Origin of the sequence: Cloacibacterium caeni (assembly GCF_907163105.1) — a bacterium.
Classification (GTDB): domain Bacteria; phylum Bacteroidota; class Bacteroidia; order Flavobacteriales; family Weeksellaceae; genus Cloacibacterium; species Cloacibacterium caeni_A.
On sequence record NZ_OU015321.1, the window covers coordinates 318,623 to 345,621 of the forward strand.

General features: G+C 31.9%; 22 protein-coding genes and 1 tRNA gene. 9 read left to right on the top strand and 14 right to left on the bottom strand.

Annotated features, from left to right (window positions below; all coding sequences use genetic code 11):
- Nucleotides 1-37: 37 nt before the first annotated feature.
- Nucleotides 38-1,711: a glutamine--tRNA ligase/YqeY domain fusion protein gene (locus KKQ76_RS01455; protein ID WP_213195515.1), complete on the bottom strand. Its 1,674-nt coding sequence runs from the start codon at nucleotides 1,709-1,711 to the stop codon at nucleotides 38-40.
- A gap of 486 nt (nucleotides 1,712-2,197) precedes the next feature.
- Between KKQ76_RS01455 and KKQ76_RS01460 the strand changes: the two genes are divergently transcribed.
- The 4 genes from KKQ76_RS01460 to KKQ76_RS01475 are packed head-to-tail and all read left to right on the top strand — an operon-like array spanning nucleotide 2,198 to nucleotide 5,150.
- Nucleotides 2,198-2,830 (top strand): response regulator, encoded by a 633-nt coding sequence (locus tag KKQ76_RS01460; RefSeq protein ID WP_213195516.1) that lies wholly within the window; start codon nucleotides 2,198-2,200, stop codon nucleotides 2,828-2,830.
- Between the two features lie 17 nt (nucleotides 2,831-2,847).
- Nucleotides 2,848-3,669: a hypothetical protein gene (locus KKQ76_RS01465; RefSeq protein ID WP_213195517.1), complete on the top strand. Its 822-nt coding sequence runs from the start codon at nucleotides 2,848-2,850 to the stop codon at nucleotides 3,667-3,669.
- An 8-nt stretch (nucleotides 3,670-3,677) separates the two neighbouring features.
- Complete coding sequence (locus tag KKQ76_RS01470; RefSeq protein WP_213195518.1) at nucleotides 3,678-4,355, top strand: hypothetical protein; 678 nt, start codon at nucleotides 3,678-3,680, stop codon at nucleotides 4,353-4,355.
- Nucleotides 4,356-4,358: 3 nt separating this feature from the next.
- Nucleotides 4,359-5,150, top strand: coding sequence for a sensor histidine kinase (locus KKQ76_RS01475; RefSeq protein ID WP_246501306.1), 792 nt, complete (start codon nucleotides 4,359-4,361; stop codon nucleotides 5,148-5,150).
- 250 nt (nucleotides 5,151-5,400) lie between these two features.
- Here KKQ76_RS01475 and KKQ76_RS01480 read toward each other — a convergent pair.
- A protein-coding gene (locus tag KKQ76_RS01480) for an IS3 family transposase (protein ID WP_246501308.1) occupies nucleotides 5,401-6,632 on the bottom strand; the annotation gives its coding sequence in 2 pieces (ribosomal slippage) (nucleotides 5,401-6,284 and nucleotides 6,284-6,632; 1,233 coding nt in all).
- Nucleotides 6,633-6,795: 163 nt separating this feature from the next.
- Between KKQ76_RS01480 and KKQ76_RS01485 the strand changes: the two genes are divergently transcribed.
- Complete coding sequence (locus KKQ76_RS01485; protein WP_213195520.1) at nucleotides 6,796-7,644, top strand: hypothetical protein; 849 nt, start codon at nucleotides 6,796-6,798, stop codon at nucleotides 7,642-7,644.
- A gap of 132 nt (nucleotides 7,645-7,776) precedes the next feature.
- Here the strand turns inward: KKQ76_RS01485 and KKQ76_RS01490 are convergent, their stop codons facing one another.
- The 3 genes from KKQ76_RS01490 to fbp form a co-directional block, all read right to left on the bottom strand.
- Nucleotides 7,777-8,841, bottom strand: a complete 1,065-nt coding sequence (locus KKQ76_RS01490) for an o-succinylbenzoate synthase (protein WP_213195521.1) — start codon at nucleotides 8,839-8,841, stop codon at nucleotides 7,777-7,779.
- On the bottom strand, nucleotides 8,842-9,063 hold the full coding sequence (locus tag KKQ76_RS01495) for a PLDc N-terminal domain-containing protein (protein ID WP_213195522.1): 222 nt from the start codon (nucleotides 9,061-9,063) through the stop codon (nucleotides 8,842-8,844).
- An 85-nt stretch (nucleotides 9,064-9,148) separates the two neighbouring features.
- Nucleotides 9,149-10,165, bottom strand: coding sequence for a class 1 fructose-bisphosphatase (gene fbp, locus KKQ76_RS01500; protein ID WP_069797829.1), 1,017 nt, complete (start codon nucleotides 10,163-10,165; stop codon nucleotides 9,149-9,151).
- Nucleotides 10,166-10,292: 127 nt separating this feature from the next.
- Here fbp and KKQ76_RS01505 point away from each other — a divergent pair, with 127 nt between their 5' ends.
- From KKQ76_RS01505 to KKQ76_RS01520, 4 genes are all read left to right on the top strand, one after another.
- Nucleotides 10,293-11,531, top strand: coding sequence for an aspartate kinase (locus tag KKQ76_RS01505; protein WP_213195523.1), 1,239 nt, complete (start codon nucleotides 10,293-10,295; stop codon nucleotides 11,529-11,531).
- A 6-nt stretch (nucleotides 11,532-11,537) separates the two neighbouring features.
- Nucleotides 11,538-13,352: a lysophospholipid acyltransferase family protein gene (locus tag KKQ76_RS01510; protein ID WP_213195524.1), complete on the top strand. Its 1,815-nt coding sequence runs from the start codon at nucleotides 11,538-11,540 to the stop codon at nucleotides 13,350-13,352.
- Nucleotides 13,353-13,474: 122 nt separating this feature from the next.
- Nucleotides 13,475-13,547, top strand: a tRNA-Phe gene (locus tag KKQ76_RS01515).
- Nucleotides 13,548-13,796: 249 nt separating this feature from the next.
- Nucleotides 13,797-15,053, top strand: a complete 1,257-nt coding sequence (locus KKQ76_RS01520; RefSeq protein ID WP_099513135.1) for a site-specific integrase — start codon at nucleotides 13,797-13,799, stop codon at nucleotides 15,051-15,053.
- A gap of 119 nt (nucleotides 15,054-15,172) precedes the next feature.
- Here the strand turns inward: KKQ76_RS01520 and KKQ76_RS01525 are convergent, their stop codons facing one another.
- The 9 genes from KKQ76_RS01525 to KKQ76_RS01565 all read right to left on the bottom strand — a co-directional run bounded on the left by KKQ76_RS01525 (nucleotide 15,173) and on the right by KKQ76_RS01565 (nucleotide 26,693).
- Nucleotides 15,173-15,769: a metallophosphoesterase gene (locus tag KKQ76_RS01525; protein ID WP_213195525.1), complete on the bottom strand. Its 597-nt coding sequence runs from the start codon at nucleotides 15,767-15,769 to the stop codon at nucleotides 15,173-15,175.
- Nucleotides 15,744-15,920, bottom strand: coding sequence for a hypothetical protein (locus KKQ76_RS01530; RefSeq protein ID WP_213195526.1), 177 nt, complete (start codon nucleotides 15,918-15,920; stop codon nucleotides 15,744-15,746). The genes KKQ76_RS01525 and KKQ76_RS01530 overlap by 26 nt, the downstream gene beginning before the upstream one ends.
- Before the next feature lie 365 nt (nucleotides 15,921-16,285).
- Nucleotides 16,286-17,074, bottom strand: coding sequence for a TIGR02391 family protein (locus KKQ76_RS01535; protein WP_213195527.1), 789 nt, complete (start codon nucleotides 17,072-17,074; stop codon nucleotides 16,286-16,288).
- A gap of 77 nt (nucleotides 17,075-17,151) precedes the next feature.
- The gene (locus KKQ76_RS01540) at nucleotides 17,152-18,225 is read right to left on the bottom strand and encodes a hypothetical protein (RefSeq protein ID WP_213195528.1); all 1,074 of its coding nucleotides are present in this window, start codon (nucleotides 18,223-18,225) and stop codon (nucleotides 17,152-17,154) included.
- 5 nt (nucleotides 18,226-18,230) lie between these two features.
- On the bottom strand, nucleotides 18,231-20,063 hold the full coding sequence (locus tag KKQ76_RS01545) for an ATP-dependent helicase (protein WP_213195529.1): 1,833 nt from the start codon (nucleotides 20,061-20,063) through the stop codon (nucleotides 18,231-18,233).
- Nucleotides 20,056-21,792 carry an ATP-dependent nuclease gene (locus tag KKQ76_RS01550; protein WP_213195530.1) on the bottom strand — a complete coding sequence of 579 codons (1,737 nt, stop codon included), beginning with the start codon at nucleotides 21,790-21,792 and terminating at the stop codon, nucleotides 20,056-20,058. The genes KKQ76_RS01545 and KKQ76_RS01550 overlap by 8 nt, the downstream gene beginning before the upstream one ends.
- A gap of 11 nt (nucleotides 21,793-21,803) precedes the next feature.
- Nucleotides 21,804-23,417: an Eco57I restriction-modification methylase domain-containing protein gene (locus tag KKQ76_RS01555; protein WP_246501309.1), complete on the bottom strand. Its 1,614-nt coding sequence runs from the start codon at nucleotides 23,415-23,417 to the stop codon at nucleotides 21,804-21,806.
- A complete protein-coding gene (locus KKQ76_RS01560; RefSeq protein ID WP_099513124.1) occupies nucleotides 23,395-26,364 on the bottom strand; it encodes an Eco57I restriction-modification methylase domain-containing protein in 2,970 nt (989 codons plus the stop codon). The genes KKQ76_RS01555 and KKQ76_RS01560 overlap by 23 nt, the downstream gene beginning before the upstream one ends.
- Nucleotides 26,364-26,693 (bottom strand): helix-turn-helix domain-containing protein, encoded by a 330-nt coding sequence (locus KKQ76_RS01565; protein ID WP_099513166.1) that lies wholly within the window; start codon nucleotides 26,691-26,693, stop codon nucleotides 26,364-26,366. The genes KKQ76_RS01560 and KKQ76_RS01565 overlap by 1 nt, the downstream gene beginning before the upstream one ends.
- Between the last annotated feature and the right edge of the window lie 306 nt (nucleotides 26,694-26,999).

The window sequence follows — 26,999 nt, forward strand, 5'->3', positions numbered from 1 at the left end:
ACCATTGTGAAGCTTTTTTCTTTATAACTTAAAATTTTTAATCAATTTTAAAACTGTCTTTCAGCGTAACCGTTCTGTTGAATACGAGTTGCTCTGCTGTAGAATCTTTGTCAGGAGTGAAATAACCAATTCTTTGGAACTGATAATGGTCTCCAACTTTTGCATTTTTAAGACTCGGCTCAGCAAAACCTTGAACTTTTTTCAGAGAATCTTTGTTTACAAATTCCATGAAATCTGTTTCCTTTTCTGCATCTGGTTGTTCGTGAGTAAATAATCTGTCGTAGATTCTTACTTCAATTGGTAAAGCGTGTTTTGCAGAAACCCAGTGAAGCGTTCCTTTTACTTTTCTCATACTTGCTTCAGTTCCGCTTCCAGATTTAGATTCTTCATCATAAGTAGCGTAAATGGTAGTGATTTCGCCATTTTCATCTTTCTCTACTCTGTTGGCTTTAATAATGTAAGCAGATTTTAGTCTTACTTCTCCACCAATCGTTAATCTGAAGAATTTTTTCGGAGCTTCTTCCATGAAATCCTCTCTTTCGATGTAAAGTTCTCTGCTGAATGGCACTTCTCTAGTTCCTGCGTTTTCGTCTTCAGGATTATTTTCAGTTTCTAGCCATTCTTCTTTATCTTCAGGATAATTTTCGATGATAAGTTTTACAGGATTGACTACAGACATTACTCGGGTAGAAACTTTGTTGAGGTCTTCTCTTACGCAGAATTCTAGCAACTGAATATTGATGAGGTTTTCGCGTTTTGCAACGCCCACTCTGTCAATAAATTCTCTGATGGCTTTCGGAGTGTAGCCCAATCTTCTCATTCCAGAAATCGTAGGCATTCTAGGATCATCCCAGCCTGTTACTACGCCTTCTGCTACTAATCTTTGTAATTTACGTTTAGAAGTTACCATGTAAGTAACGTTCATTCTCGCAAATTCTCTTTGTTTATTTCTTACTTTTCCATCTTCATAGACTTGGTCTAAATACCAATCATAAAGAGGTCTGTGGTTTTCGAATTCTAATGAACAAAGGGAATGTGAAATTTGCTCTAAATAATCAGATTCACCATGAGCCCAATCGTACATAGGATAGATTTTCCATTTTTCACCAGTTCTGTGGTGTGGTCTTTTCAGAATTCTGTACATAACAGGGTCACGCATGTTCATATTCGGCGAAGTCATGTCTATTTTAGCTCTTAGAGACATTGTACCTTCTTCGAACTCTCCGTTTTTCATTCTTTCGAATAAATCTAGAGATTCTTCTATAGGTCTGTTTCTGTATGGAGATTCTATTCCTGCTTCTGTAGGATTTTTTCTTTGTTCTGTAATTACTTCAGAAGGCTGCTCGTCTACATAGGCTTTTCCTTGTTTAATCATTTCTACAGCCCAATCATACAACTGCTGGAAGTAATCAGAAGCATATAACTCTTGGTCATAGGTAAAACCAAGCCATTTAATATCTTCTTTGATGGCATCTACAAATTCTTGCTCTTCTTTTTCAGGATTGGTGTCGTCAAATCGTAAATTAACAGGAGCACCATATTTTTCTCCTAAACCGAAGTTGATGCAAATTGCTTTGGTATGTCCTACGTGTAAATAACCATTAGGTTCTGGCGGAAATCTAAAACGTAATTTAGATTTATCTAAACCATTTTCTAAATCATTTTCGATGATTTGTTCAATAAAATTGAGCGGTTTTTTTTCTTCTTCCATAATCAGTTCTTGAATCTTGCAAATTTAAGAAAAATTAAATTCTTTTTTAAATTAAAAAATTGTCTAATAATCGTTGATGAGAATATAGTTTTATGATAGAATTTTTAACATTTTAATTGTTATTGTCATATTTAGAAAACTATTTTTAGTTGAATAAAAAAATTGAAACATTGGTTTGTAAAAAAAATAAAATTAAGAATAGGAATTTTTACAAGTGGAAGTAAATTAACAATTAACCGGTCTGTTATCGTTTATGATTTGAGGTTAAAAAAATTGTGAAGATAGTGTTTGTTAATAATTTAATATAAACCAATTATTGCTGTTAATTTCTAAATAAAAAATCACGTTTTTTAAAAAATGTGATTTTTTTTTATTTTGTATTGAAAAAAAGATTATTTTTATTTACACAAGCTTAGTTACACAAAAGTGTAATTGGTTATTACAATATTTCTATTGAAATTTGTAATGAACAAACGATGAAAATATATGTCAATCTCAGTAGCTATCGTAGAAGACGAGAAGCATTACAACAATGCGCTCAAAAAGATCATTGATTATGATGCAGATTTGCATTGTATAGGTCAATTTTATTCTGGTAAAGCAGCTCTTGTTTCCTTACAAGAGATTCATCCTGATGTGGTTTTAATGGATATTAAACTTCCTGATATGAGCGGGATAGAAGTCATCGCCCAAATATTAGATACATTGCCTGCTACTCGATTTATGATGTGTACGAGTTTTGAAGATGACTTGCACATTTATGAAGCGCTAAAAGTAGGAGCCACAGGTTATCTAATAAAAGGAGAAAGCATGGACAAGATTATTGCCTCTATTAAAGATGCCTATAAAGGCGGTGCTCCGATGAGTTTCGGGGTGGCAAAAAGAGTTCTGCAATATTTTAGAGAAGAAAAAACCAATTTTAATAATCATCTGAATGAACTTTCTAAAACAGAGCATGATATTCTGGATCTTCTAGCCAAAGGTCATCTTTATAAGGAAATAGCAGATATAAAAGAAGTTACACTAGATACGGTAAAAAAACATGTAGGAAATATCTATAAAAAACTGCATGTAAATAATAAAGTAGAAGCAATAAACCTTCTTAAAAATCAAGCATAAAAATCTAAAATCGAACTATGAAAAAAAAATCTACTCTCTATTTTTTAGGTTACTGTATGATGTTTTTTCTATTATTTTCATGTGGAGACCAGAAAAAATTATCTAAAGATGACCTATTGCTTGCGCATATTCCAATGCCCCCAAAATTAGATTCTGCAATGAGGCACAGTTTTGATACCGTAACGTATAAAATTCTTAAAAGACTGAATCCTAAAAACGTAAAATCATTTAAAGTAAGTAAGGATAATTATTTACAAATGATTGACCAAATTCCTGCTAATGCAGATAGAGTAGCATTTAGTTTTGTTCAATTTAATAAGGTGAAGTTCCCGAATAAATATCAGGAATTAACTAAATTTGATGGTTCTCTTTACATGCTTTACTATTATATGGATAAATCTGGCAATAATGTAGGGAATAAAGCTTATGCAATGCTAGATGTAAATAACATAGTGGAAGTTTCTGAGGCTGATTACCAAATCATGGAAAATGATTATATCCAAAATATTAAACCTCAAATAGATGCAGTAGTACAAGGTGCTCAAGGAAATACGCTAAGAGTAAAAATTACCAAAGATGAATTGTTAGCTTACAAAAATAAAGTAACAGCTAAGGCAAATGTCAAAAATTTTAAAATTACACTTGCACAGTGGGTAAATTATGAAACCTTGCTCACCTCAACCGAAGCTAATATTTTGAGAAAAAAATTAAAATTGTATAATGATGAAAGTGTTGGTCAAATGACTTTTATTACAGACTGTCAAAACGCTCAAGGGAGTGATGTAGAAAGTTTGTCTGGTTTTGATTTGAATACTTTTTGTCCTAATGATTGCCCATAATGTTGATATTGATAGATAAAATTTTAGATTATACGTATGACATTGTTGTGGCCATAGCAATGATATACTCTATTTATTTATGGGTGAAAAAAGGATATACTGCCAAACAAAAATATTTTTTCCTCTATTTAGTGGCGGTATTTATTGTAGATGTTTTAGGGCTTGTATTTATAAGAAAAGCTTTTAAGATTCATCAGACTTATTTGTTTTTCCCATTTATCATATTTTCCATATTGTATTTTAGATATTTTTATATCCAAGATTATAAAAATAAGAAGGACCATTATTTTTTAAATGCTATTGCCGCTATTTCTATAGGAATGTCATTGTATTTCCAATTTTCTATTGGTTTTCCAAAATTCAATAATAATGTATTTCTCATGATGATTCTGTTTTTCTTATTAGCGAGTTTACAGTGGTTTTTATACATTATTAGATTTGTAGATGAGCAGAATATCACAGTAAAACAATCATTTTGGGTAAGTTTTGCCCTTCTTTTTTGGAGTATTTTTGCTTTGTTCAGAATGTATCTTGGAACATGGTTATATAATTATAATCAAGATATTTTTAATGTGATTAATTTTTTATTTAGTATTTGTAATATCATGATGTATTCCTTTTTTATAAAAGGTTTAAGATGTGTAGATTATAATGTTTTACGTACGTTTAACTCTTTTAAAAAATAAATTTTGACTCAAATTCTACCAGACCCAGTATTATTGGTACTTATTTTTGCAATCATTATTCTATTAATGTTTGTAGGGTTTATTATTTTGGTAGTGATGGTGTACAAAAAAAAACAAACAGCATTCATTAATGAAAAACTGCTTCAGGAGATAGAACATCGTAACGTAATTCTAGAAAAAGAATTAGAAATTCAGAAAAAAATTCAAGAAGAAAGAGAAAGGATTTCTCACGATATGCATGATGATTTGGGTGCAGGAATTTCAGCGCTGAAACTTCAAGCAGAGTTTTTAAAACAAAAAGTGGGAGAACAGCATCTCAAAGAAGATATAGATGATTTACTTAAGACTTCAGAAGAAATGAATCTCTCGATGCGAGAAATGCTTTGGAGCCTTAATTCTAGTAATGACAATCTGGGAAATTTTATGCAATATGTTTCGCTATATGCCGAGAGTTTTTTCAAAAAAACAGATGTTAAAATCAATATTGCCAGAAAAGTAGAACTTCCTGATACTAAATTGAATGCAGAAATCAGAAGAAATTTCTTCCTCTGTGCTAAAGAAGCGCTAAATAATGTCTATAAACACAGTAAAGCTCAAAATGTAGATATTCTTTTTACACTGAAAGACCATCTTTTTACCATGGAAATTATAGACGATGGAGTAGGATTAGAAGAGAGTTTAACTTCAGGAAATGGTCTTAATAATATGCAGCGCAGAATTCAGAATTTGTGTGGTCTTTTTGTCATAAAACCAAGTGAAAAAGGACTGCATTTAGTCTTTGAAATAAAATTGTGATATTACACAAAAGTGTAATTGACTCGTTATTCATGGTTTACTACTTTTGTTACGGTAAAAGCAATCATGAAAACATTCTAGAAACACAAGTGAAAAAAACTAACAACCAAACGTCTTAGCAATAAGGCGTTTTTTTATGTGTTTAGCATGATTTTTGTAATAATAATTACGAATTCTTATTTCTGTATTTTTAATTAACACTATTGTATAGCAAAGTGACTAATCCTAAAATAGGTTTACAAGTTTTACATTAAAATACCAATCCGGAAGATATTGATTTTCCGGATTTTTTGTGGATTGTTTCCGGGGTTTTCATCTTCAGACTAAGATGTGGTCTTTTGTTGTTGTAAATATAAATACTTTCTTTAACCATTTGTTTTAAATCCTGAATGTTTTTGCATTTATAAATTAAAAATTCCTGCTTCAATATTCCGTTTATTCTTTCTGCCAAAGCATTTTGATAACAATCATAGCCATCTGTCATTGAGGGTTTTATTTTGTTTTCAACAAGTACTTTCTGATACACTTCTGAGCAATATTGCAATCCCCTGTCTGAGTGATGAATAAGCGGAAGATGTGTTGTTCTGTTTTTAACGGCCATTTTCAGAGCTTTGACTACATTTTCAGCATTCATATTTTCACTTAATTCGTAACCCATTATTTTTCTGCTGTAAGCATCCGTAACCAAAGATAAATAACAGACATTCGTTTTGGTTTTTATATAAGTGATATCGCTTACAAATACCTGTTCTTTTCTTTTTAGGCAAGTCGTTTTCAAAAGGTTGGGGTGTTTTCTGAGCCAGTGTTTGGAGAAAGTTGTTCTTGTATATCTTTTCTTAGGATAAATAAGCAGGTTTTCTCTTCGTAAATAATTGAACAGCGCATCTCTGCCTATTTTTATCTTTTCAAGCTTGAACTTATTTTTAAGCAAATAATAAAGTTTTCTTGTTCCTATTCTGGGCTGTTCTAAACGAATCTCCTCAACGAATTGTTTAACTTTCTCCAATTCTTTTTCCCGAACACATACTCTTTGGCGCTGCTGGTAAATGGCTTGTCTGCTTATCCCAAACAATCTGCAGATTTTGGATAAACTCAATCCTTTTTCTTGGAGTTGTCTGACTGTTTGGGCGTAAACTTTTTTCGGATCTGTGTGCCGTATTGCTTGTCGGAGATATCAATCATCATATTGAGAACTTTGGTTTTCAGTTTCTCATCAGCTAATTCTTTCTCTAATCTTTTAATCTTTTCGGCGGGTGTTTCTTTGGATTGTAACATGGTATGAATGGTGGGTTTGCTCCAATCTAAATTACCATATTTTCTGAGCCAAACCAAAACGGTGCTTCTACCTTGGATACCGTAATGTTGTTGTGCCTGTTTGTAAGTGAATTCGCCCTTTTCTACACGGCTTACAATACCTAATTTAAAAGCCATTGTGTAATCTTGTTGTGTACGCTTTTCTACTGTCTTCTCTCGATTTTCCATAATAAGTCTATTGGGTGTAAACTTATTTTAGGACGGGTCAAAGAATTCATTTTAGCTTCTGTCTTTTGCAGAAGCTTTTTTTTTTGTTTTATGACAATTATCACGGTCAATTAGAAAAAAGCTACAAGCAATAATCCTAACTTTGAGTTGTAAAACAATAAAAATGAAAAAATTCTATTTTCTTTTTTTAATTTTTGTTGTACAAATCAGTTTTGCACAAGATTTTTTTTATAAAAAAGACGCTTCATCCATTCCCATTGTAGGCGAAGAATCCCTTGTGATTTTTGAAAAATCTCCCGTAAATAAATACGAAGAATTAAATGCTGAAAAAAGCATTGGTTCTAGTTTTCTTCGTTTTTTCGATACCAATCTTAATACGTTTGTGAATTTAAGCTACAAAATCATTAAAAATCAAATTGATAGAGATGTGCTTAAATATACCGATTCCTTTTCTGCGAAAAGAACCTACCTTTTTGACCAAAGAATTCCTGCTTTTAAAGTAAAAAGAGAAATCGTTACCAAAAATCAAAAGGAAAGATTAACAGCATTCTCTGCACAATTTATTCCTGAAATCGTAAAAGGAAATGCTTTGGTTTATCAACTTCACCATATAGAATGCAATGCAAGTGGTGCTAAAGTTTGGGAAAAAACCAATTTTAATAATTACGAAATCAAAATTAATATTGCTTATCAATCTGGAGGTAAAAAAGAAATCTTCGCTTTCCAAAATGTAAAAGTTCCGCTCGTGGAAATAGGAAATGCAGAGCAATTTAATGTTTTGGATGAGAATAATGACTATAAATACATTACCGATTTATTCGTCATTCCAGATGATTTTGTTTTGTTAGAAGTTTTTGTAAGTGTACAAGAAACCAGCGCTTCAAAAGTAAAAGCAGACAAAGTTCAAAGGCTTAAAAATGAATATTCAGATGATTCTAAAAAAATCGTAGATAAATTGATAAAATATTTAAGAGATAATAAAAAATTACAGAAAGAAGGCAGTCCTGACTAAAATGAAAAACGCTAAGAGGAAATTACTATTAATCATTAAAAAATGGATAGATGAACTTTTTATAGATACAGTTTAATCTTTCCATGACTATTAAAACTACTATGTAGAAACCTTGAAATAATTTTCAAGGTTTTATTTTTTATGCCACATTTGGTCGCCTTCTAATTGCAAATGAGTTTCAAAATTATTCGTGAAAAGTGCGCCTGTTCCCAATCCTTGAGGTAAAGGATTTTTCTTGGTGTAAGTGTACTGGCAAATCGCATTCAAACCAATATTACTTTCTAAAGCAGAAGTAATCCACCAGTTGATTCCTAAACTTTCAGCAATGGCAATCCATTCATCAGAACCCGAAAATCCACCCACTAAAGCAGGTTTTAGAATAATGTATTGTGGTTTAATGGTTTCTAAAAGTTTCTTTTTCTCTTCAAAATCGATTACGCCGATAAGTTCCTCATCTAAAGCAATAGGTGTAGGTGTTTCTGCGCATAATTTAGCCATTTCATTCCAGGGAGCACAGCAATCCGTTGAATTTATTTCATCAGTTTCTTGGCTCTTTTTAGTTTTTACTTGGCTCTTCTTTATCGGTTGTTCAATCGAATGAATTTCTAAATCTGCTAATTCTTGTAAAACAATTGTAGCTTCTTCATAAGAAAAAGCACCATTAGCATCTACTCTGAGTTCCAATTGTTCTTTCGGGAATTTATCTCTGAGTTTTTTGATGATTTCTTTTTCAGATTTCCAATCTACCCCGATTTTTAATTTGATGCAGTCAAAACCTTTTGCTAATTTTTCTTCGATTTGAGATTGCATAAAATCTGCATTTCCCATCCAAATTAATCCGTTGATTTTTATAGAATCTTTACCATCAGTAAAATCACTCGGAAAATACAAATCTTCGCCATGTTCTATGTTAAGAAGCGCTTGTTCTAATCCAAAAATAATAGAAGGATAATGCAGCAGTTCTTTTTTTAAAACTTCAAAATCCGAATGGATGTTTTTGCAAAGCCAAGTGAGTTTTTCTTCATAATCAGGAACGTCGTCATAACTCAATCCTCTGAAAATGGCACATTCGCCAATTCCTTTTTTGTCATTTTTAGAAATTTCTAAAAGATAAGTTTCCTTAGTGGTAAGAACTCCTCTAGAAGTTCCACTGGCTTGTTTAAAGATGAGGTTATGTTGGGTAAATTGAGCGTTCATTTAATTTGCTTTTTGTTGGCCTCCAAAAATAAAATACAGAATAGAGCCTAAAACGGGCAACAAAAGTACAATTAAAACCCAAATAATTTTATTGGTTGAATCCTTAAAGTTGCTTTTTAAAATGTCAATAAGGGCAAAAATCCATAAAACAGAAGGCAAAAGAATAATGAACAAAACGAAAACCAAGTGCAGAATAGACAAGGACAAAAAAGTGAGAACCATGATGATATTTTGATATAAAAATAATAAAAAAATCGTAAAATCAAGAGAGACTTTACGATTTTATAATCAGCAATTTTATAAATTTCTAAGGTTTTAAAGCTTTTGCCATAAATTCTTCGGCTTTGGTTACCATTGCAGCACTTCCGCAGAAGAAAGGTACTCTTTGGTGCAATTCTGTAGGTTCTATTTCCAGAATTCTTCTGTAGCCATCACTCGCTTTTCCGCCAGCTTGTTCTGCTAATAATGCCATTGGATTACATTCGTATAATAATCTCAGTTTTCCTTTTGGTGATTGTGACGTAGAAGGATAGATGTAAATTCCACCTTTAATCATATTTCTGTGAAAATCTGAAACCAATGAACCAATATATCTAGAAGTATAAGGTCTGTCTCCTTCTTCTAACTGACAATATTTAATATAATCTTTCACACCTTGAGGAAATTTAATGTAATTTCCTTCGTTAATGGAATAAATTTTTCCCGTAGTTGGGAATTTCATATTCGGGTGAGAAAGGTAATATGTACCGATAGAAGGGTCTAAAGTGAATCCATTTACGCCATTTCCTGTGGTGTAAACAATCATGGTAGAACTTCCGTAAACTACATAACCTGCTGCTACTTGTTTTACGCCTTTTTGTAAAAAATCTTTCAGTTGAACAGGTGTTCCAGGTTCGGTAACACGTCTGTAGATAGAGAAAATGGTTCCTACTGAAACATTTACATCAATATTAGATGAACCATCTAATGGATCAATCAAAACCACATATTTATTAAGGTGAGCGTTACTTGTCGCTTTAATTTCTATAAAATCATCACTTTCTTCAGAGGCAATTCCGCAGACTACTTCACGCTGAGAAAGCGCTTCTATAAAAAGATTATTGGCTAAAACATCTAGTTTTTGTTGGTCTTCACCTTGTACATTCTGGTTTCCAGCATGACCGATGATTTCTGCGATTCCCGCCTTGTTTACTTCTCTATTCACTACTTTAGAAGCCAATCTTATGGCGCTCAAAAGTCTAGAGAGTTCCCCTGTGGAATATTTAAAATCGTCTTGTTTGTCAATGATAAATTCACCTAAAGTTTGAAAAGTTTGTTCAGACATTTTTTTGGTATTTGCTTGTTTGTAAATTTCGTAATTTTTAGTCATATTTCCCAAAAAATATTCAATTGATTCATATGGAAATAATTTAATAAATTTGAAGGTTTGAATTGATTTTAGATAAAAGAAGATGAAAATTTTTAAATTCGGAGGAGCATCAGTGAAAGATGCAGAGAGTGTAAAGAATGTAGCGAAAGTTTTAAATTCGCAAGGTTTTGAAAAATGCCTATTAGTAGTTTCTGCCATGGGAAAAACTACCAATGCATTAGAAAAAGTAGTAGAATACTATTTTAAGAAGGAAGATTACCAAAATGAGGTAGAAAAAATAAAACAATCTCATTTAGAAATTACCAAAGGTCTTTTTGCCGAAAATCATAAAATTTTTGGTGAAGTAGCTTTGTTTTTTGATGATTTAGAAGCTTTTTTGAGAAGAAATAAATCGCCAAATTACAATTTTGTGTATGATCAAGTGGTGAGTTGTGGTGAAATGATTTCGTCTAAAATTCTCAGTGAGTATCTTAATGATATCAATTTTAGCAATGCTTGGCTAGATGCTAGAGATTACATCAAAACGGATGACACGTACAGAGAAGGCGTAGTGAACTGGCAAGAAACTGAGAAAAATATCAGCGGTCTAGACCAGAATCAATCGTATGTTACACAAGGTTTTATCGGTTCGGAAGCCAATAATTTTACTGTAACTTTGGGAAGAGAAGGTTCAGATTACTCTGCGGCCATTTTTGCGTATTGTTTAAATGCTGAAGCCATGACCATTTGGAAAGATGTTCCAGGTGTGATGACAGGTGACCCTAGAAAATTTGAAAACGTAACCTTGCTTTCTAATATTTCTTACGAAGAAGCTATCGAGATGGCATATTATGGAGCTTCTGTTATTCACCCGAAAACCTTACAACCGCTGAAACAAAAGCACATTCCTTTTTATGTGAAATCTTTTGTAGAGCCAGAAAAACCGGGAACTAAAGTAGGAAATTCTGATGTCAACCAAAGCGAAGAAAGTTATATCCTGAAAGAAAATCAAGTGTTAATGAACATTTCTACGAGAGACTTTTCTTTCATTGCCGAAGACCACATCAGCCAGATTTTTAATCTTTTAGCAAAGCATAAAATCAAAGTTTCTATGATGCAAAACTCTGCGATTTCTTTGGCGCTTTGTCTGGAAGATAAATTTGGTAAAATTGATGAGGTAAATCAAACGTTGACTCAACAATTCAGTACGGATGTTGTGAAAAATGTTTCGCTATATACCGTAAGAAATGCCAATATGGATGAACTTTCTACTTTCTACGCTGACAAAAAAATCCTTTTAGAACAAATTTCAAAAAACACAGTACAAATCGTTACGCAATAACCAACCATGAGCCTCATTTCTAAACAAGATTTTATCAAAGCAGCAGGATTGCAGAAATTCGGATTTATTAAAAGTCCGATTGCTTCTACCATTATGGGACTTACCAAATTGAATGATGTCAATAGATTGTATGACAGCATAAAACACCATGATGGAGTAGCTTTTTTTGATGCTTTTCTCAAAAAATTAGAAATCCAATACGTAGCCTTCGAAGAAGATTTGGCTAAAATCCCTAAAACAGGGCCTTTCATTTTGGTAGCCAATCATCCTCTAGGAGCGATTGATGGGATTCTGATGTGTAAAATCCTTACAGAAATTAGACCTGATTTTAAAATCATGGGCAATTTTCTTTTGCAGAAAATAGAGCCTATGAAAGATTATGTGATTCCTGTGAATCCTTTTGAAACCAGAAAAGAAGCATACAGCAGTATTTCTGGAATGCGCGAGACCTTGAAGCACCTTCAGGAAGGCGGTTGTATCGGGATTTTTCCTGCGGGAGAAGTGTCGAATCGCAATAATGTTTTTGATGAGGTTCTGGATAAAGAATGGGAAATTCCAGCACTTAAGTTGATAAAAAAAGCAAAGGTTCCAGTGGTTCCGATGTATTTCCATGCCAAGAATTCGAGCAAGTTTTATAGCATTGCCAAAATTCATGCAGATTTGCAAACGCTCTTGCTTCCTTCTGAAATGATGAAGAAAAGAGACAAGCCTATTAGAATCAGAATAGGAAAGCCTGTTTCGCCAAAAATTCAAGAAGAACATGAATCGGTAAAAGAATTAGGCGATTTCTTGAGAAAGAAAGTCTACATGATGAAATCTTACTATGAAAGGAGAAAATCCATTGCGGAGCTTTTTAAACTGTCTAATTTGCCGATTAAATTTCCGCTGAAATCTGGACAAGAAGTGATTCAGAATATCATAGACGAAACACCTCATGAAGACATTTTAAAAGATATAGAAAATCTTAAAAAGAAAGATAAACTCTTATTCTCCAACTCTAATTACGAAGTGTATTTCACTGAATATGACGAAATTCCTTCGATGATGAGAGAAATCGGAAGACAGCGTGAATTAACCTTCCGAGCAATAGGAGAGGGATCCAACCTGCCTTTTGATTTAGATGAGTATGATAAGCATTACCATCATCTTATTCTTTGGGATAATAATGCTCAAAAAATCGCTGGAGCGTATAGAATGGCATTAGGTTGTCAAGTCATGAAAAAATATGGAATTAGCGGCTTTTATACGAGCTCATTATTTGAATTTGACCAAGAAATTCAACCTTTCTTTAGAAAAGTGATAGAAATGGGTCGTGCTTATGTAAATTTGGAATACCAGCAAAAACCATTGCCACTGTTCTTATTATGGAGAGGAATTGTGCATGTTTGCCTCAAAAATCCTGAACATAAATTCTTAATGGGTGGAGTGAGCATCAGTAATAAATTCTCAGATTTTTCTAAATCTTTGATGATTGAGTTTATGCGTTCGCATTACTATGATTCTGTGGTGGCGCAATACGTGCATCCTAAAAACGATTTTAAGGTAAAACTTAAGGTAAAGGAAAAACACCTCTTTTTCGAAGGTTTAGATAATGATTTGAACAATTTTGATAAACTTATCGATGATTTAGAGCCAGAGATGAGAATGCCGGTTTTAATTAAAAAATACATCAAGCAAAATGCTAAGGTTATCGCGTTTAATGTAGACCCTAATTTCAATGATGCGATAGATGGACTCATGTATATCAGAATAAGTGACCTTCCAGAAAGTACCATTAAGCCCGTTTTAGAAGAAATGAGTGAACAATTAAAAGAAAGTTAAAAAAAATGAACTTGAAAATCAGTAAGTTCAAAAAAAAATGTAAAATTCTTTTGAAAAGACTTGCGTCATATGGATAAAGTGCTTACTTTTGCACCACTTTAACACAGTGATGAAACAAAAATGGTTTCTTAGCTCAGTTGGTAGAGCAACGGATTGAAAATCCGTGTGTCCCTGGTTCGATTCCTGGAGAAACCACTAGAAACAACAACAATTTCTTACAAAAGCCCTTAAATCCTAGTATTTAAGGGCTTTTTTGTTTTTTGAGAATTTCAAAATAATACAAATATTCTCAAAAATTAGGTGACCTTCTCGGTGACCTGCCATTTCTTGAACTTTATAGGTAACCGAATTCTTTGTAAAAGCCTATCAATAAAGGTGTAGAGCAATTGAACATCTTGTCTGATAGGTCACCAAAAGGTAATTTTAACCCCTAAAGTCATCAATATGAATGCAAAAGTTTCGGTATTATTTTATGCCAGAAAGTCTAAAGCGAAATCTAGTTCCAAAATCCCGATTTATATGCGGATTACCGTAGATGGACAACGTGCAGAGTTTTCAACGGGAAAATTTGTTGAAGGTAGCAAATGGAGTTCAGCTCAAAGTCGTTTAAAGGGCAATTCTGAGGAGGTGCGCGTTATAAACAAGCATTTTGATATTCTGCAAGCAAAAGTCCTCGAAATTGAAAATAGACTCGTTTTTTTAGGCGACCCTTTCGACGCTACGGATGTTAAAAATTTGCTCACAGGAACAAAAACAGCGGAAAGATTCTTGATCACAATTTTTGAGGAACACAATTCCAAAATGGAAAAACTTGTTGGCAAAGAGTACGCGATTGCGACACTCAAAAATTTCAGAACTTGTTTATCACATTTGAAAGAGTTTTTGTGGACATTTCACAAAAAAACAGACATCAACATTCAGAAATTGGAACCGTCTTTTCTCAATGATTTTGATTTCTTTCTACGAACAAAAGCTAATATCAACAATAATTCTGCTGTCAAGCATACCAAAAACTTGAGTAAGATTTTAAAAATTTGTTATCATAACAATTGGATAGAAAAGGATTTGGTTATTTTCTACAAAGGGAGATTTAATGAAGTGAACGTGAATTTCCTCACCGATGAAGAACTTTCATCAATTCGCGAAAAAGAATTTTCGGGAAAAGGTTTGGAACTCGTACGTGATATGTTTGTTTTCAGTTGCTATACAGGTTTGGCTTACATCGATATTTTTAATCTTACAAAAGACCAACTATCAAAAGGAATTGATGGAAATCTGTGGATTATTACGAACCGACAGAAGACAGGAAGTACATCAAATATTCCCTTGCTTCCTGTTGCTGAAGAAATCATCAAGAAATACGAAAATCATCCAGTATCTTCCAATTCTGGAAAACTGCTCCCAGTTTATACCAATCAAAAAGTAAATGAATATCTGAAAACTATTGCAGAAAATTGTGGTATCAATAAGAAACTTACGTTTCACTGCGCAAGACATACTTTTGCCACGACTGTAACTTTAGGAAATAATGTTTCAATGGAAAGTGTAAGTAAAATGCTTGGACATAAAAGCATTAAGACTACACAGCATTATGCAAAAATATTGGATTCTAAAGTGAGCCAAGATATGGGGAGTTTGAAACTTGTTTTAGAGAAAAAAAATGAGGTTCAAAAGGAAAATGATAAAAAACTCGGTTCATAGCCGAGTTTTTTTCAGGTTCAGGAAGCTTTAATGAAGTTGAAGTTATGTTCACTTCGAAGGTGTCATAATTTCAATAGGTAATCGAAAGATCTCCGATTATCTATTGAAAAATTTACAGATTATGTTTCAATAATAAGTTCTCTATCGTAACCATTGTCGGGATCATCAAGATATCCATGTGGATTGCATATTACTTCTGTTTTACCAATTGAATAACGACTAGGTGCATGAATGTGCCCATGAATCCAAAAATCAGGTTGATGTTTTGTTATGAAATCATCAAGATTGGAAGCATATGCTGAAGTTAATAGATCATTCTTAAAATTATCGGGAACTGAAAGCAAACTTGGCGCATGATGCGTCACCACAATATTTTTCTCTTTTGTTGAATTTTCTAAACTTTCATTCAGCCAATGTTTTGAAAATTGATGAATCTTAAACGTATCCACAGTTCTCATTTTAGAATAGGAAGGATCTCTCTTGATCATTTTGTAATCGTTCATTTTCGGTTGACAGTACATTCCTGCTTCTACTGAATTTCCAAAAAGTGCAAAATCCGTCCATAAAGTACAGCCATGAAATCTAATGTCTTCAATGTCTAAAAAGGAATCCTCTAAAACACGAATATTGGTATTTTCTGCGGCAGACTTAATTTTATTGAGCGTTTTCGGATATGAGCCTTTATAATACTCATGATTTCCAAGAATATAAATCACAGGAATATTTTTTGATTTTTGTCTTAATCCACTCAATTCCTTTTGTGCCGAGGTTGGTATCTCCTGCAAAAATCACCAAATCAGCATTATCAAAACACAATTCTGAAATACCGAATTCTTGATGTAAATCGCTGATAATTTGAATTTTCATTGATGGAGATTATGTGATAAAGTTAAGGGTTTGGGTTCTTGAAAAAACGAATTTAATATTAATCATCTTAAAAAATCAAAACCAAAGGCTAAATAAACAGATTATTTTAAATGCTCTGTTCAATAAAAAGTATTGTTCAATGATAATGAACAGAGGAATTCATTGAACATATTTCTGGAAGATTATTTTTCTTTTTGCGAAAATTATTTTTAGGTGCGTAATTTAAAAATCCTCCATATTGCCTATTATTAATTAGTTTTTGAGCTTTTATAAGTTCAAATTTGTCACAAATTTTGTAAATATTTGTGACAAAACATAAAATTTAGATGATAATAAAATGCGAATATAACCTACGCGTATATTTTCTAATCAAGCTTCCGATGTATGAGTGATAAAGTTGTCAAAATATCGAGTGCATCAATTTCTGACATTTGCCAAGTTATCTTAGGTACATGTGCAGTTGTATTTCTAAACATTCCTGTTACTCCTTTCAATAGGTTAACAAAGCCCCTATGTTCGCTTATTTCGGTTTCGTTGGATAAAGAATTTATTTGAATTAAGGGATTGTTAATAGAAAATGCCTGTTCAATTAATTGATTCCCATCAACAGATAAGCCTGACTTCATCCTAATAACTTCAAAAACGCTTTTTACTGCTTCAAAAACACTATGAAAATAATTTTCATTTAGTAATTCTGCGTTGCAAAATTCATAAATTCTATAATGAGTCTCTCTTTGCTCCAACTTTTTTCTAAAACGGCTTGCTCTATACTCTGCATCAGTAATTGTAAAAATTGATTCAATCTCTCTAAACTTACCAGACTCACTTAATTCTAATCCAGCAAAGCATAATCTTTTATTTAACTCAATTCTAGTGTCTTCGTATTGTTGATTACGACCCACAAATCTTGCTGGATGTAAACTTTTATTAATAAATCTTAATATATTATTCGAGATATTCTTATTATTCTGATAAGTAACAAATGCATTGTAAATTCTCTTCCATTTTGTTCCTTCGGGAAAAACATTAGGCAAATCAACCTCTTTTAAATATTTTGTTATTTCGTTATTACTTAATCCGTTGCTTGTGTCACCAAGCACTTTGCTTAAGCCTTCTAAGATTTCACCTGACAATGTTGGTCTTTTAACTGCCATTTTTCATTTTTTTGATAAGAAATAATGATAAATTTCCAAATTTATTAACTAAACATTATTTAAAATTCAGCTATTTTTCATTCCCAATAATCTTCAATCTCCTTTTCGATTACCCTGCCAATTTCATCGTAGTACATTGTTTCAGAAGTTGATTCTTTTTTGATTATTTCGGGAAATACATTAATAAGAAACTCACCTTCATTCTTATAATTACTAGACAAAAACTTCCAATTTATTTTAATGTAGGTTTCGTGTGGAGGAGTCTTGAAATAAAATTCCTCGAAAAAAAATTCTTCATCTCCCACAACAATATTTTTAGCAGGAATTATCTCCACTGCATTTTCCTCTTTTTGAATATTAATTAGTGAAGAAGACACAATTCTCTTGGCGCTAATTTTCACATTGTCTTTTGAGATATCTTCAACATCGCCGTCAAACTTTAAGATTATTCTAAAGTTTGTAATATCTTTTATACCTGTGTTTTTTAGCTTAATTTGAATTTTATTAAGACTGTAATTAGTCTTCACTCTATTATCTCCGAAAGATGGACCTAAGAGATCCAAGACATTGTTTCCACGAGGGTTATATGGTTTTTGAATTTTACCAACCTTGGTAATTTTCTCCTTTTTAAATTTAGGGAAGAATGTAGTTTCAATAATACTGATTTCAGCAGAATGGTTGTTTTTAAAACTGATGCTATTTACATAATAATCATGCGTTCGTTGATTTTCAAAAATTAAATCTACGATATCCTCCCAACAAAACAAATGAATCTCAAATAAACCTTTTTCAATACTTTTCAAATTTTCTTTACGGACAAAAGCCTCAATCTTAGCGTCTTTATTAGCAGTTGTTGTAAAGTATAATTTTTTAAGTTTCGGTTCAAAATCTATTGCTTTCTCAATTTCTTTTTCAATCTCTTTCTCGGTAAAGGATTTATGTACATATTCATCTTTTCCTTTGCATTGAATACCGTAATATCCATTATCGTTTTTAGGCATCCCGTAAACATCAACCCCATTTTGGGATTGTCCTTGTCTTCCATTTTTCTTTATTTCTGGACAATCCCAAATTTCTCCCCATAATTTTTTACAGAGCGTTTCAAAATCTTGCCAATTTTGTGGTTTAGGTAGTGATTTGGAAGCCAGCATAATTATTAATTAGAAAAGTTAACCAAAAAGCGTGACTTCTTCCTTGACTTTCTATCTCCCCAAGGCATCATTCTACTCATAGGATAAGTGACATAAAGGAATCTTTTAGCCCTTGTAAACGCTACGTATAAATTATTCTTTTCTTGATGTAATTCTTCACCTCCCTTTTCAATTGCAAGGTAATAAGGAAAAGTTCCGTCATCTAATCCTATTAGAAATACAATATCGCTTTCTTGCCCCTTCATTGTGTGGACTGTACTAATACATACTCCTTCTTCTTTTAGATTTTTTGCAACAATGCCAAGTGAAATTGAATTTTTAAACCCAGTTAAGGTTGGTTTAAGATTACTTTTGGAATATAACTTCCATAGATTCGAGAAACCTTCAATCTCATTTGAAATTTGAACCTTATCTTCCTCTCCAAATTGCATATCTTCTCTGATAAAATCCTCAAGTGACTTAATTGATAATCTAAAATTATCTACTGTTAAATCATCAACAACCCTCTTAATGAATGGGAAGTAACTGTACTTTGATAATTGGTTTATGCTATATTCATTAAGGTCCGAAATTTTCAAAATATTATATAATCTTCTGGTGCGAATTTTATCATCAGGATTTATTTTGATTCTAAAATAATTGTCAAGAAGTTTCATAAAATCTGTCTCAAACTTTACTCCTATATTTCCAGATTTAAAATAATGGGGTATATTATTTTTGACAAATATTTCTTCGATATATTTGAATACAAACCGATTCCTACCCAAGATTGATATTTTGTTATAATCAATTTCTCCTTCTATATCAGGATGTGTTTTTTCCTGTATCATTTCATTAATTTTTTTTACAACAAAATTAGCTTCGTCAACCTCGGAACTTTTTCCATGGATTTCAAACCTTCCTTCAATTACGTAATTAACAGGCTCTACATTTAGATTCATCAGTTTGTTTGATGCCTTAATTACTTCTCTGGAACTGCGAAAATTTTCTTCTAAAACTATTTTTTTTGCATCAAAATCATTTGGAAAACATTTCTCCATATATTCAGTAGAGGATCCATTGAAGCCATATATTGATTGATTTGGGTCGCCAACAATCATTACATTTTTAATCAAAGTTCCACATAGAGATTTAATCAGGAAATATTGCGCTTTATTTAGGTCTTGTCCTTCATCTATAAAAATATAATTAAAAGACTTTGAATATAAACTTTGTACTGCAGGATTGTTTTCAAATAATTTATAAACCAAGAGAATCAAGTCATCAAAATCAATAGCATTGTTAGACCTTAAATTATCTTGATATTCATTAAACAAAAGTAAAAATTGCTCCTCTTCCGCGTCTTCAGTTAATAATTCCTCTGGATCTACTAGATCTCTCTTTACTTGCGAAATAAATTCTAAAATTTTTGCTTTGTAGGAATTTCTTTGTTTAGCATCCTTTTTTTTATAAAGTTCTGTAAAATAAGGTATGGATTTTATTACATCTTCCACAATTTCAATCCTGTCACTTTCATCTTCAAAAACGTGAGGCATTTTTTGAAACCCTAATAACTTAAATCTTGATTCCAAAATGGATTGACAAAAAGAATGAAAAGTTCCAATAAATACATTCTTATTTTTCAATTTTTCAAATTCCAGACGCTCCTTAAGTTCTTCACTGGCTTTATTTGTAAAAGTAATTGCAAGAATCTTAGACGAATTGTCTTCCAATAGTTTTTTCACTCTTTCGGTAAGTACTCTTGTTTTTCCACTTCCAGCACTTGCTTCAATTAAATAAGAGCCACTTCCTAAATTTACAATTTGGGATTGCTTGGGAGATAGATTAATTTTATGCATGTGTAGTCGGATTTAAGATATTTTTGACCTTTTCAAATAATTCAATAATTTTATCAGGCAGCGGTTTTGAGCTTGATAGAATCGCGATAGCAATTTCGGGAGCGCATTCTGTCTTCATTTTAGTAATTATTTCGTAATAGTCAGTATTTGATATTTTTCCCAATTCTATTTTCTTAGCATCTTTGTGCTGATCGGTATTGCATTTTTCCAATTCTATTTTGTGATATGCTAATTTCACTTCATCGAGATATCCTTTTTCACACAATTCTTTTTCAAAATCATTACCAGTTGATACAAAGACTACTTTCGAACTGTCTTTAGACTTAGATTGTGATATTTGCTTCAAAACTTTAGTATTGATATCTGGTTCATTATCACTAAATATTAAGTATTCTATATTAAATGCTTCGCAAAATCTTATAAAAGGTAGATAATTTCCAGCACCGCCAACTCCTATAAAATTGACACCTAGTTCAACATAGTCGTACCCAAAATGTTTTGAAACTAAAAGTGGCAAAGATTGTTCTTCGGTCTCGCCTTCAAATAAAACAACAACTTTTGAGAAAAATAATTCTCCTCTTGTATTAATAACTTGTCTATTAATTTGCCTAAGTTCTTCCTTACTAAGTTTTTCAACATGAACTTTTCCAATCTTGATAAGATCATTTATTTTGGACAAAGACCTTATTTGGTTGAGTTTGGCATTGGAAGCTATATAGTTAGAGTGAGTAGAAATAATCTTTTGTCCAACTATATCATTAATTTGCCGATAAAGTTTCTTTTGTGCATTAGGATGCAAATGAGATTCGGGTTCTTCAATTGCGATTATCGGAAAATAGCATTTTTCATTTTCTACATGAAATTTTTGATTTAGATTTAGAAATGATTTTAGAACAAGCATTGATGACCAACTACGAGTCCCCATTCCGTGATAATCCATTGAAAATTCAGAGTAATTAATTCTAATTCCCTTATTTAAATCTCTAATTTTTTTGGTAAAAGGTGTAAGCTGAACATTGTTTCGAGGATTATCCATTGCTGTATCCAATTCCATCAGGGTTTTTTGTAAATCAGTTAATACAGCAGAACTATCAATTGTCGCAGTGTTAAGTTCAGAAATTAATTTTTCAATTGTTTGCTTTGCCTCAGCTGTAAATTCTAAAGACGATAAAATTCTACCTAAATATGAAGATTTAGACTTGATATCATCCAAGATGTCTCTATTTGCTTCGATGTAAACAAATGGAATTTCATCGAAGTAAAAGCTTAATTCACTTTCGTAATGATAGTCATACCAATTTGTCTCTCCGTCAATAAATGATTCCCACTGATCTATATAATATTGCTTTTTTCGAAAGGTTTTGTTATTTTCTTTAATAATTGTTCTAAACGCCATTATTTGATTTCCTTCAGAATCAATTCCTATGCGTTCAGTTTTGAAAACATCACTCCAATTATCGTCAAATTCGCTTATTGCTTTTTCTTCCGCATCAATGGGTTTAAACAAAACGTCAATAATAATTGTGTCATCGATGTAATCATCACAATAAAAAAAATCATCATTAGAAATAAAATGTGTATTTGTCAAAGCTATTTGCAGAGCCTTTAAAATAGTGGTTTTTCCTGAATTGTTGGCGCCCACAAGAACAGAAGTATTTTCAAAATCCATCTCTATATTTCTAAACCCTCTAAAACCTTTTATTCTTATGGATTCTAACCTTATTCCCATGATATCTTTTTTTAATTCCTATTCAACCTCCTATTCGACAACTTCTTCCAAATTCTATCCGCAATTTGAACCTCCTTTTCAGTAAAACCGTAATTTTCAATTAAGATTTTTTTATTTGTGATTTCAAGTATTTTATCAATACTTTCGTTAGCACGAATCATCTTGTCAATAGTTTCTACAAGATTTTTGTTTGAATCGTGATATGGAAGCATAATGTTTTCAACTTCACTTGGCATTAACTCTAAAACACCTCCGCCATGACTTCTACCTGAAATTTCAGCAAATGCTAACGACAATGAATTATAATAACTTGCTACAAGTGCATCTAAATTTACATCTTTTTTGATATTCACTCTATGCATTGTATCTGTTGTGTATACATCTGCTTCGTTGATAATTAACTTGGGATACAAATGATTTCTTCTGATGAATAAAGCATCTGACAATTTTTGTGAAGGTATTATCTGCCACTCATCTCGAATTCCGCATTTATAGCCTTTGTTAATGCCTTGCTCGACACCAAACTCCAAATAATCTCTAGCACCTACAGAACCATTCAAGTCTTTCATTTTTGGAAAAGAGAGCAAATGGGTTCTTGCTTGACTATCCCTATTTTTTTCCCAATCTTCCTCAGTAAAAATCAGACTTGGAACCTGAACACTTCGCCCAACCAATGGTTTTGCATATTTTTCTAATCCGTAGAATTGTACTGTTGATAACGGAACGGTAAAAAATGGATTTGAGCCAGTAGTAATACCTACTTCCACATCAGCGAACTTTCCAAGTTTCGGAACTGTTTTGTTTTCCTGCAAACCTTCAAGGAAATCTATTTCATCTTGGTCTAAAAAATAAAAAGTCCATTTGTTTGATTTGAAATCGATTGTCTTTTGAGGATTTTTCAGTTTTGAAATATCTAAGTCTTTCAAATCATCAGCATTTCTTAACTCTAAATGTTCAATTTTGTGAGAGTTTGTTCCATCTTTCTCGCAAAGAAGTAAAACTACCTCTTGTTGAATTTCAGGAAAAACAAGTTTTTCAAAAGAAACGATATTAATTTTGTTGTAGAAGTGTGCTAAAAATTCCCTCAATTGTTGTGCATAAGAAACTTGTAAGACCTCTGCAGGAAGCACAAATGCAATTTTTCCTTTTTCTTTCAATAATTGACTTGAGCCTACTACAAATGAAACCCACGCATTGGTTAATTTTGAATATTTTAATTTAGATTTTTTAAAAATCTTTTCAGCAAGTTGTTGCTGTTCCTTGCTAAAATATTGGTATCTTATATATGGCGGATTACCAATAACTAAATCAAATCTATCATCTGTATTTAGACAATAATTATGAAAATCATCGTTAATTAGGTTGGAATTTTCTAAACCAATTGACTTAGCTTTTTCATACTCATATTCGTCAAACTCAACTGCCTTAAATGAATGATAAGATATTTTCCTTTCTTTAGCAATTTGAAGAAAAATTCCATCACCACAACTTGGTTCCAAAATGTCCATTGACTTATTACCATTGATTGCCCATTTCAGCATGAAGTCAGCAATTTCTTTTGGTGTATAAAATCCTCCTCTAAGTTTATCTTTACTTGCATCCTTAATCAGTACCATAACTTTCATTAATTTTTGGAATTAGAATGTCATCTTCTCCAAGGTTATAAAGCTCTTTTAATAAATTGTCTAACTCAGTTTTCTTTTGGGAAAACCGTCTTTGCAAAGGAGTCAACCTACGGTTGTTGTTTTGATTTTCATCAATATTTCCTTGCAATTGTATCAACTCACGTTGAGTTCTAGAAATATTATCATGTATTTCTTTTTCTGCTTCATTTTCAAAATCTATTTTCCTAATCGGAAGTTTTTTCAATACTTTAGTTCCTCTTGCAATAAAACCGCCTCGGAAAACTTCTCCATAAAGTGATGCAAACCATTCACAATATTTAGAATTCAGTAATGCTTGGATATAATAAATTGAATATGGAAAGTTTTCAGGCAACGTAACCATACAGTATCCCGCAGTTCCACCCGATGAAATAAAAGTATGGCTTGTATCAATAGCATATTTGTCGCCTTGTGAAAGCACACCAACAACAATTTTTGCAGGAACATCGCACTTTTCTAAGCTTTGATGCCTTCCGAATCGATACCATTCTTCATTTGTCTCAGGTTCGGGTTTTATATCTCGCTTTTTTAATTCCTCACTGTAGTTTTCGAAAAACCTAAATGTTTCAGGATATTCACTATGTAAAGTTTCAATATTTACAAAGTTGATACGTCCGTTTTCATTTTTATAAGGATAAATCACAAATGAATTAGGGTTCAGGATACGATAAGTATTAAGATTATCAATTCCTCTTGAAGTTTGAAAATAGGGTCTTGTTAATTCTTTTTCAACCTTCCATTCTTCATCATCCAAATTGAAATAGAAATAGTTATCATCTTCATTTGTAGCATAATGAACATAAATTCGGTTATCACTTGTTTGTATTCCGTTGAAAATATTTTCGTTTCCAATCAAATCAGCAAGTTTGATGCTTTGCTCCGAAATAGAATTAAAAATTGGCTTTAAATGATTAGGTGTCAATACCCAAGTGTTTTCATCTAGATTTTGATATTCAACATCATCAAATTCAATAGAGTAGTTTTTCACTTTCCAATTGTTCATGTTTTCTACTTCATGATAAAGCAAAGATTCTTTTCCTTGTTTTTTTAAAAGCAGAATACAGGTATAGGTCGTTTTGTCTTTGAAAACTTGATTTGCTCCAAAAGAAATAATCTTTTCAACTGCTTTTTCCTCGGAAAGTAACTTTCGTAGATTTTTTCCCGCTCCTACTTTCGCAAACTTGCTTGGAATAATGTAACCTAAAATTCCACTTTGCTTTAGCAATTCAAATCCTCTTTGAATAAATAGAAAATATTTATCAAACTGCATAAAAGCAGTTGTATAATCACGTTTATAGATAGGTAACTCTTCGGGGGTGAATCGCTTAATATGCTCAGTTGCCATATATGGCGGATTTCCTACAATAACATCAAATTTGATATTACCAAAATCGAACGGATTGATTTCTTCACGATTTTCCGAATCAGTTTGGTTAGATTCAATTAAACTATTTCCATACTGAATATTGTTATCGAGGTTAGGCAAAGCAGGAATAGAAATACTATTATTATCCTCGTATTCCAACAGTTTGAGAAGCAAACCAAACTTACATGCTTCAACTGCATTGAAATCTTTGTCAACTCCGAAAATACAACGAAGTAGAATATGCTTTTTAACTTCAAATTTCAGTTTAAAGTTGTTTATTCCTGTTTGAATTAATTTCGAAGAATCATTTACCATATAATAATCCACCAAAATATCTTGCAATAACTGAAACGCTTCGAGCAAAAATGCACCGGATCCACAAGCTATATCAGCAAATTTTGAATTAAAAATCTCTTCGTCTGACTTCCCATCGCAAAACTTCTTAATGGTCTCATTAAGAATGTCTCTTACAATAAATGTTGGTGTCGTAACAACATCTCTATCTTCAATTTCAGGCTTCTTCTTGAGTTGTACACTGCCATTTTCTAGCTTTAATTGTTGACCTAGAAAAATCTCATAGATATGTCCTAAAATATCCGATGAGAAAACTGCAAACGAATAAGAACTTTCAGGGAAATAGAGTTGTTTAATAATTTGCCAAAATGCTTTGCTATCATTGGAAATGATTTCCTCACTTAATGGTTGAGTAAAGAGACCTGCATTATATTTTGAATCTGCAATCCTAAATTTTGCTATTAATAACGTGAAGTTTTCATTTTCTGCGAGATTATACAGGGTTTTATAAATTTCCAAATTTCTATCTTCGCAAACTCTCAAAAACACAATGCTGTTGATATAACTTTGGACAATATCATTCAGCTGAAATTCATCAATGTTTGGGTTTTTTGCAACAATCTCATTTCCTAGCAATATTCGCCATTCATTGATTTGATTTAAAAATAAATCGTCAATATTATATTTTTGAATTTGTAATTCAATATTTTCCCAAACTTCATCAAACTGTCCTGTATAAACAGAATCTTTTCCTATTAGAGATTTTATTTCCTCTAATTTTTCTTCATATTCAGTAAAATGATACAATCTTAATCTTCGTTTCGAAACAGCATCATTTGGTTGAACAACTTCTGAACAATCGTAGATTGCTAAATATTCAAAATTTGTGAGAACTGAAATTTTAAGTTTCGCTGTAAAACCATATCTTCTAACCTGTTTAGCAGGTTCGGGATCGGTTTCTATTTTAACGAACGGCTTTTTGGCTTCAACAAAAAATTTTCTATCTGCAAATAATCTGAAAGTGTAATCAGGTTTTTTGGTGTTTTCGTTTGCATCTGCACGTAAAGCTTCCTCAACCAAAACTTCTCTTTCGTTTGTTGGTCTTCCTTGAGCATTTGTAATATCCCAACCTAAAATAGTGAATAGCGGGTCTAGAAAATCAGTGCGTAGCTGAGTTTCGTTATATGAAGCAGTTGTAAATCTTGACTTTTCGGCTTCAAATCTTTGTATTAAATCTCTTAATTCCACTATTCAAAACTTAGTTTTCCTTGTTGATAATTTTTGCTTTTGAAATATTTTATTTTTTCTTCGGCAACCTTCAAAATCTCGGAACAATTATTTTCATAAATAAGTGATTCTGCAACACTATCACTTAACAGACTTAAAGTTAGGTCGTGTTCGGATATTTTCAGAATTTCAGCAAGCGCAGGAATCATTTCTTTATTTGCCGAACGTTCTCCGCGTTCAATTTTACTTAATGTCGATGGGTCAATATCAATAAAAGCGGCAACTTTTCTTAATGGAAGTCCCTCATGTTCACGACCTTCTCTTATTATTTCTCCAAAAGTTTTTTTCATTTTTCTGAAAAATTTATTCTTGAAAATATTATTAGGACAATATTTGTCCAAATATAGTAAAAAAATTCTTACTTTAATTTTGAAATTCAAAGAGAACAGCAAAGAGAAATATTTAATTTGTAAAAGATAGAAATCCTTAAAAATAGAATGTAATTTATTTTTCGCGGGAGTTACTAATAATGAAATCGTAATTTAACACTGAACGATTCATTGATGTAATCTAATAATAATTAAACAACCCTAACTTAGACCCTAGTTTTTACATCGAGGACAATATTATCTTAATGATATTAGCATTAAGTTTGT

Coding starts and splice junctions, on each gene's coding strand:
- KKQ76_RS01460 (WP_213195516.1), top strand. CDS start 2,198: ATGTCAATCTCAGTAGCTATCGTAGAAGACGAGAAGCATTACAACAAT.
- KKQ76_RS01495 (WP_213195522.1), bottom strand. CDS start 9,063: ATGGTTCTCACTTTTTTGTCCTTGTCTATTCTGCACTTGGTTTTCGTT.
- KKQ76_RS01530 (WP_213195526.1), bottom strand. CDS start 15,920: ATGAAAATTCAAATTATCAGCGATTTACATCAAGAATTCGGTATTTCA.
- KKQ76_RS01535 (WP_213195527.1), bottom strand. CDS start 17,074: ATGGCAGTTAAAAGACCAACATTGTCAGGTGAAATCTTAGAAGGCTTA.
- KKQ76_RS01490 (WP_213195521.1), bottom strand. CDS start 8,841: ATGAACGCTCAATTTACCCAACATAACCTCATCTTTAAACAAGCCAGT.
- KKQ76_RS01565 (WP_099513166.1), bottom strand. CDS start 26,693: ATGAAAAAAACTTTTGGAGAAATAATAAGAGAAGGTCGTGAACATGAG.
- KKQ76_RS01545 (WP_213195529.1), bottom strand. CDS start 20,063: ATGCATAAAATTAATCTATCTCCCAAGCAATCCCAAATTGTAAATTTA.
- KKQ76_RS01510 (WP_213195524.1), top strand. CDS start 11,538: ATGAGCCTCATTTCTAAACAAGATTTTATCAAAGCAGCAGGATTGCAG.
- KKQ76_RS01485 (WP_213195520.1), top strand. CDS start 6,796: ATGAAAAAATTCTATTTTCTTTTTTTAATTTTTGTTGTACAAATCAGT.
- KKQ76_RS01555 (WP_246501309.1), bottom strand. CDS start 23,417: ATGAAAGTTATGGTACTGATTAAGGATGCAAGTAAAGATAAACTTAGA.
- KKQ76_RS01465 (WP_213195517.1), top strand. CDS start 2,848: ATGAAAAAAAAATCTACTCTCTATTTTTTAGGTTACTGTATGATGTTT.
- KKQ76_RS01550 (WP_213195530.1), bottom strand. CDS start 21,792: ATGGGAATAAGGTTAGAATCCATAAGAATAAAAGGTTTTAGAGGGTTT.
- KKQ76_RS01455 (WP_213195515.1), bottom strand. CDS start 1,711: ATGGAAGAAGAAAAAAAACCGCTCAATTTTATTGAACAAATCATCGAA.
- KKQ76_RS01540 (WP_213195528.1), bottom strand. CDS start 18,225: ATGCTGGCTTCCAAATCACTACCTAAACCACAAAATTGGCAAGATTTT.
- KKQ76_RS01505 (WP_213195523.1), top strand. CDS start 10,293: ATGAAAATTTTTAAATTCGGAGGAGCATCAGTGAAAGATGCAGAGAGT.
- fbp (WP_069797829.1), bottom strand. CDS start 10,165: ATGTCTGAACAAACTTTTCAAACTTTAGGTGAATTTATCATTGACAAA.
- KKQ76_RS01520 (WP_099513135.1), top strand. CDS start 13,797: ATGAATGCAAAAGTTTCGGTATTATTTTATGCCAGAAAGTCTAAAGCG.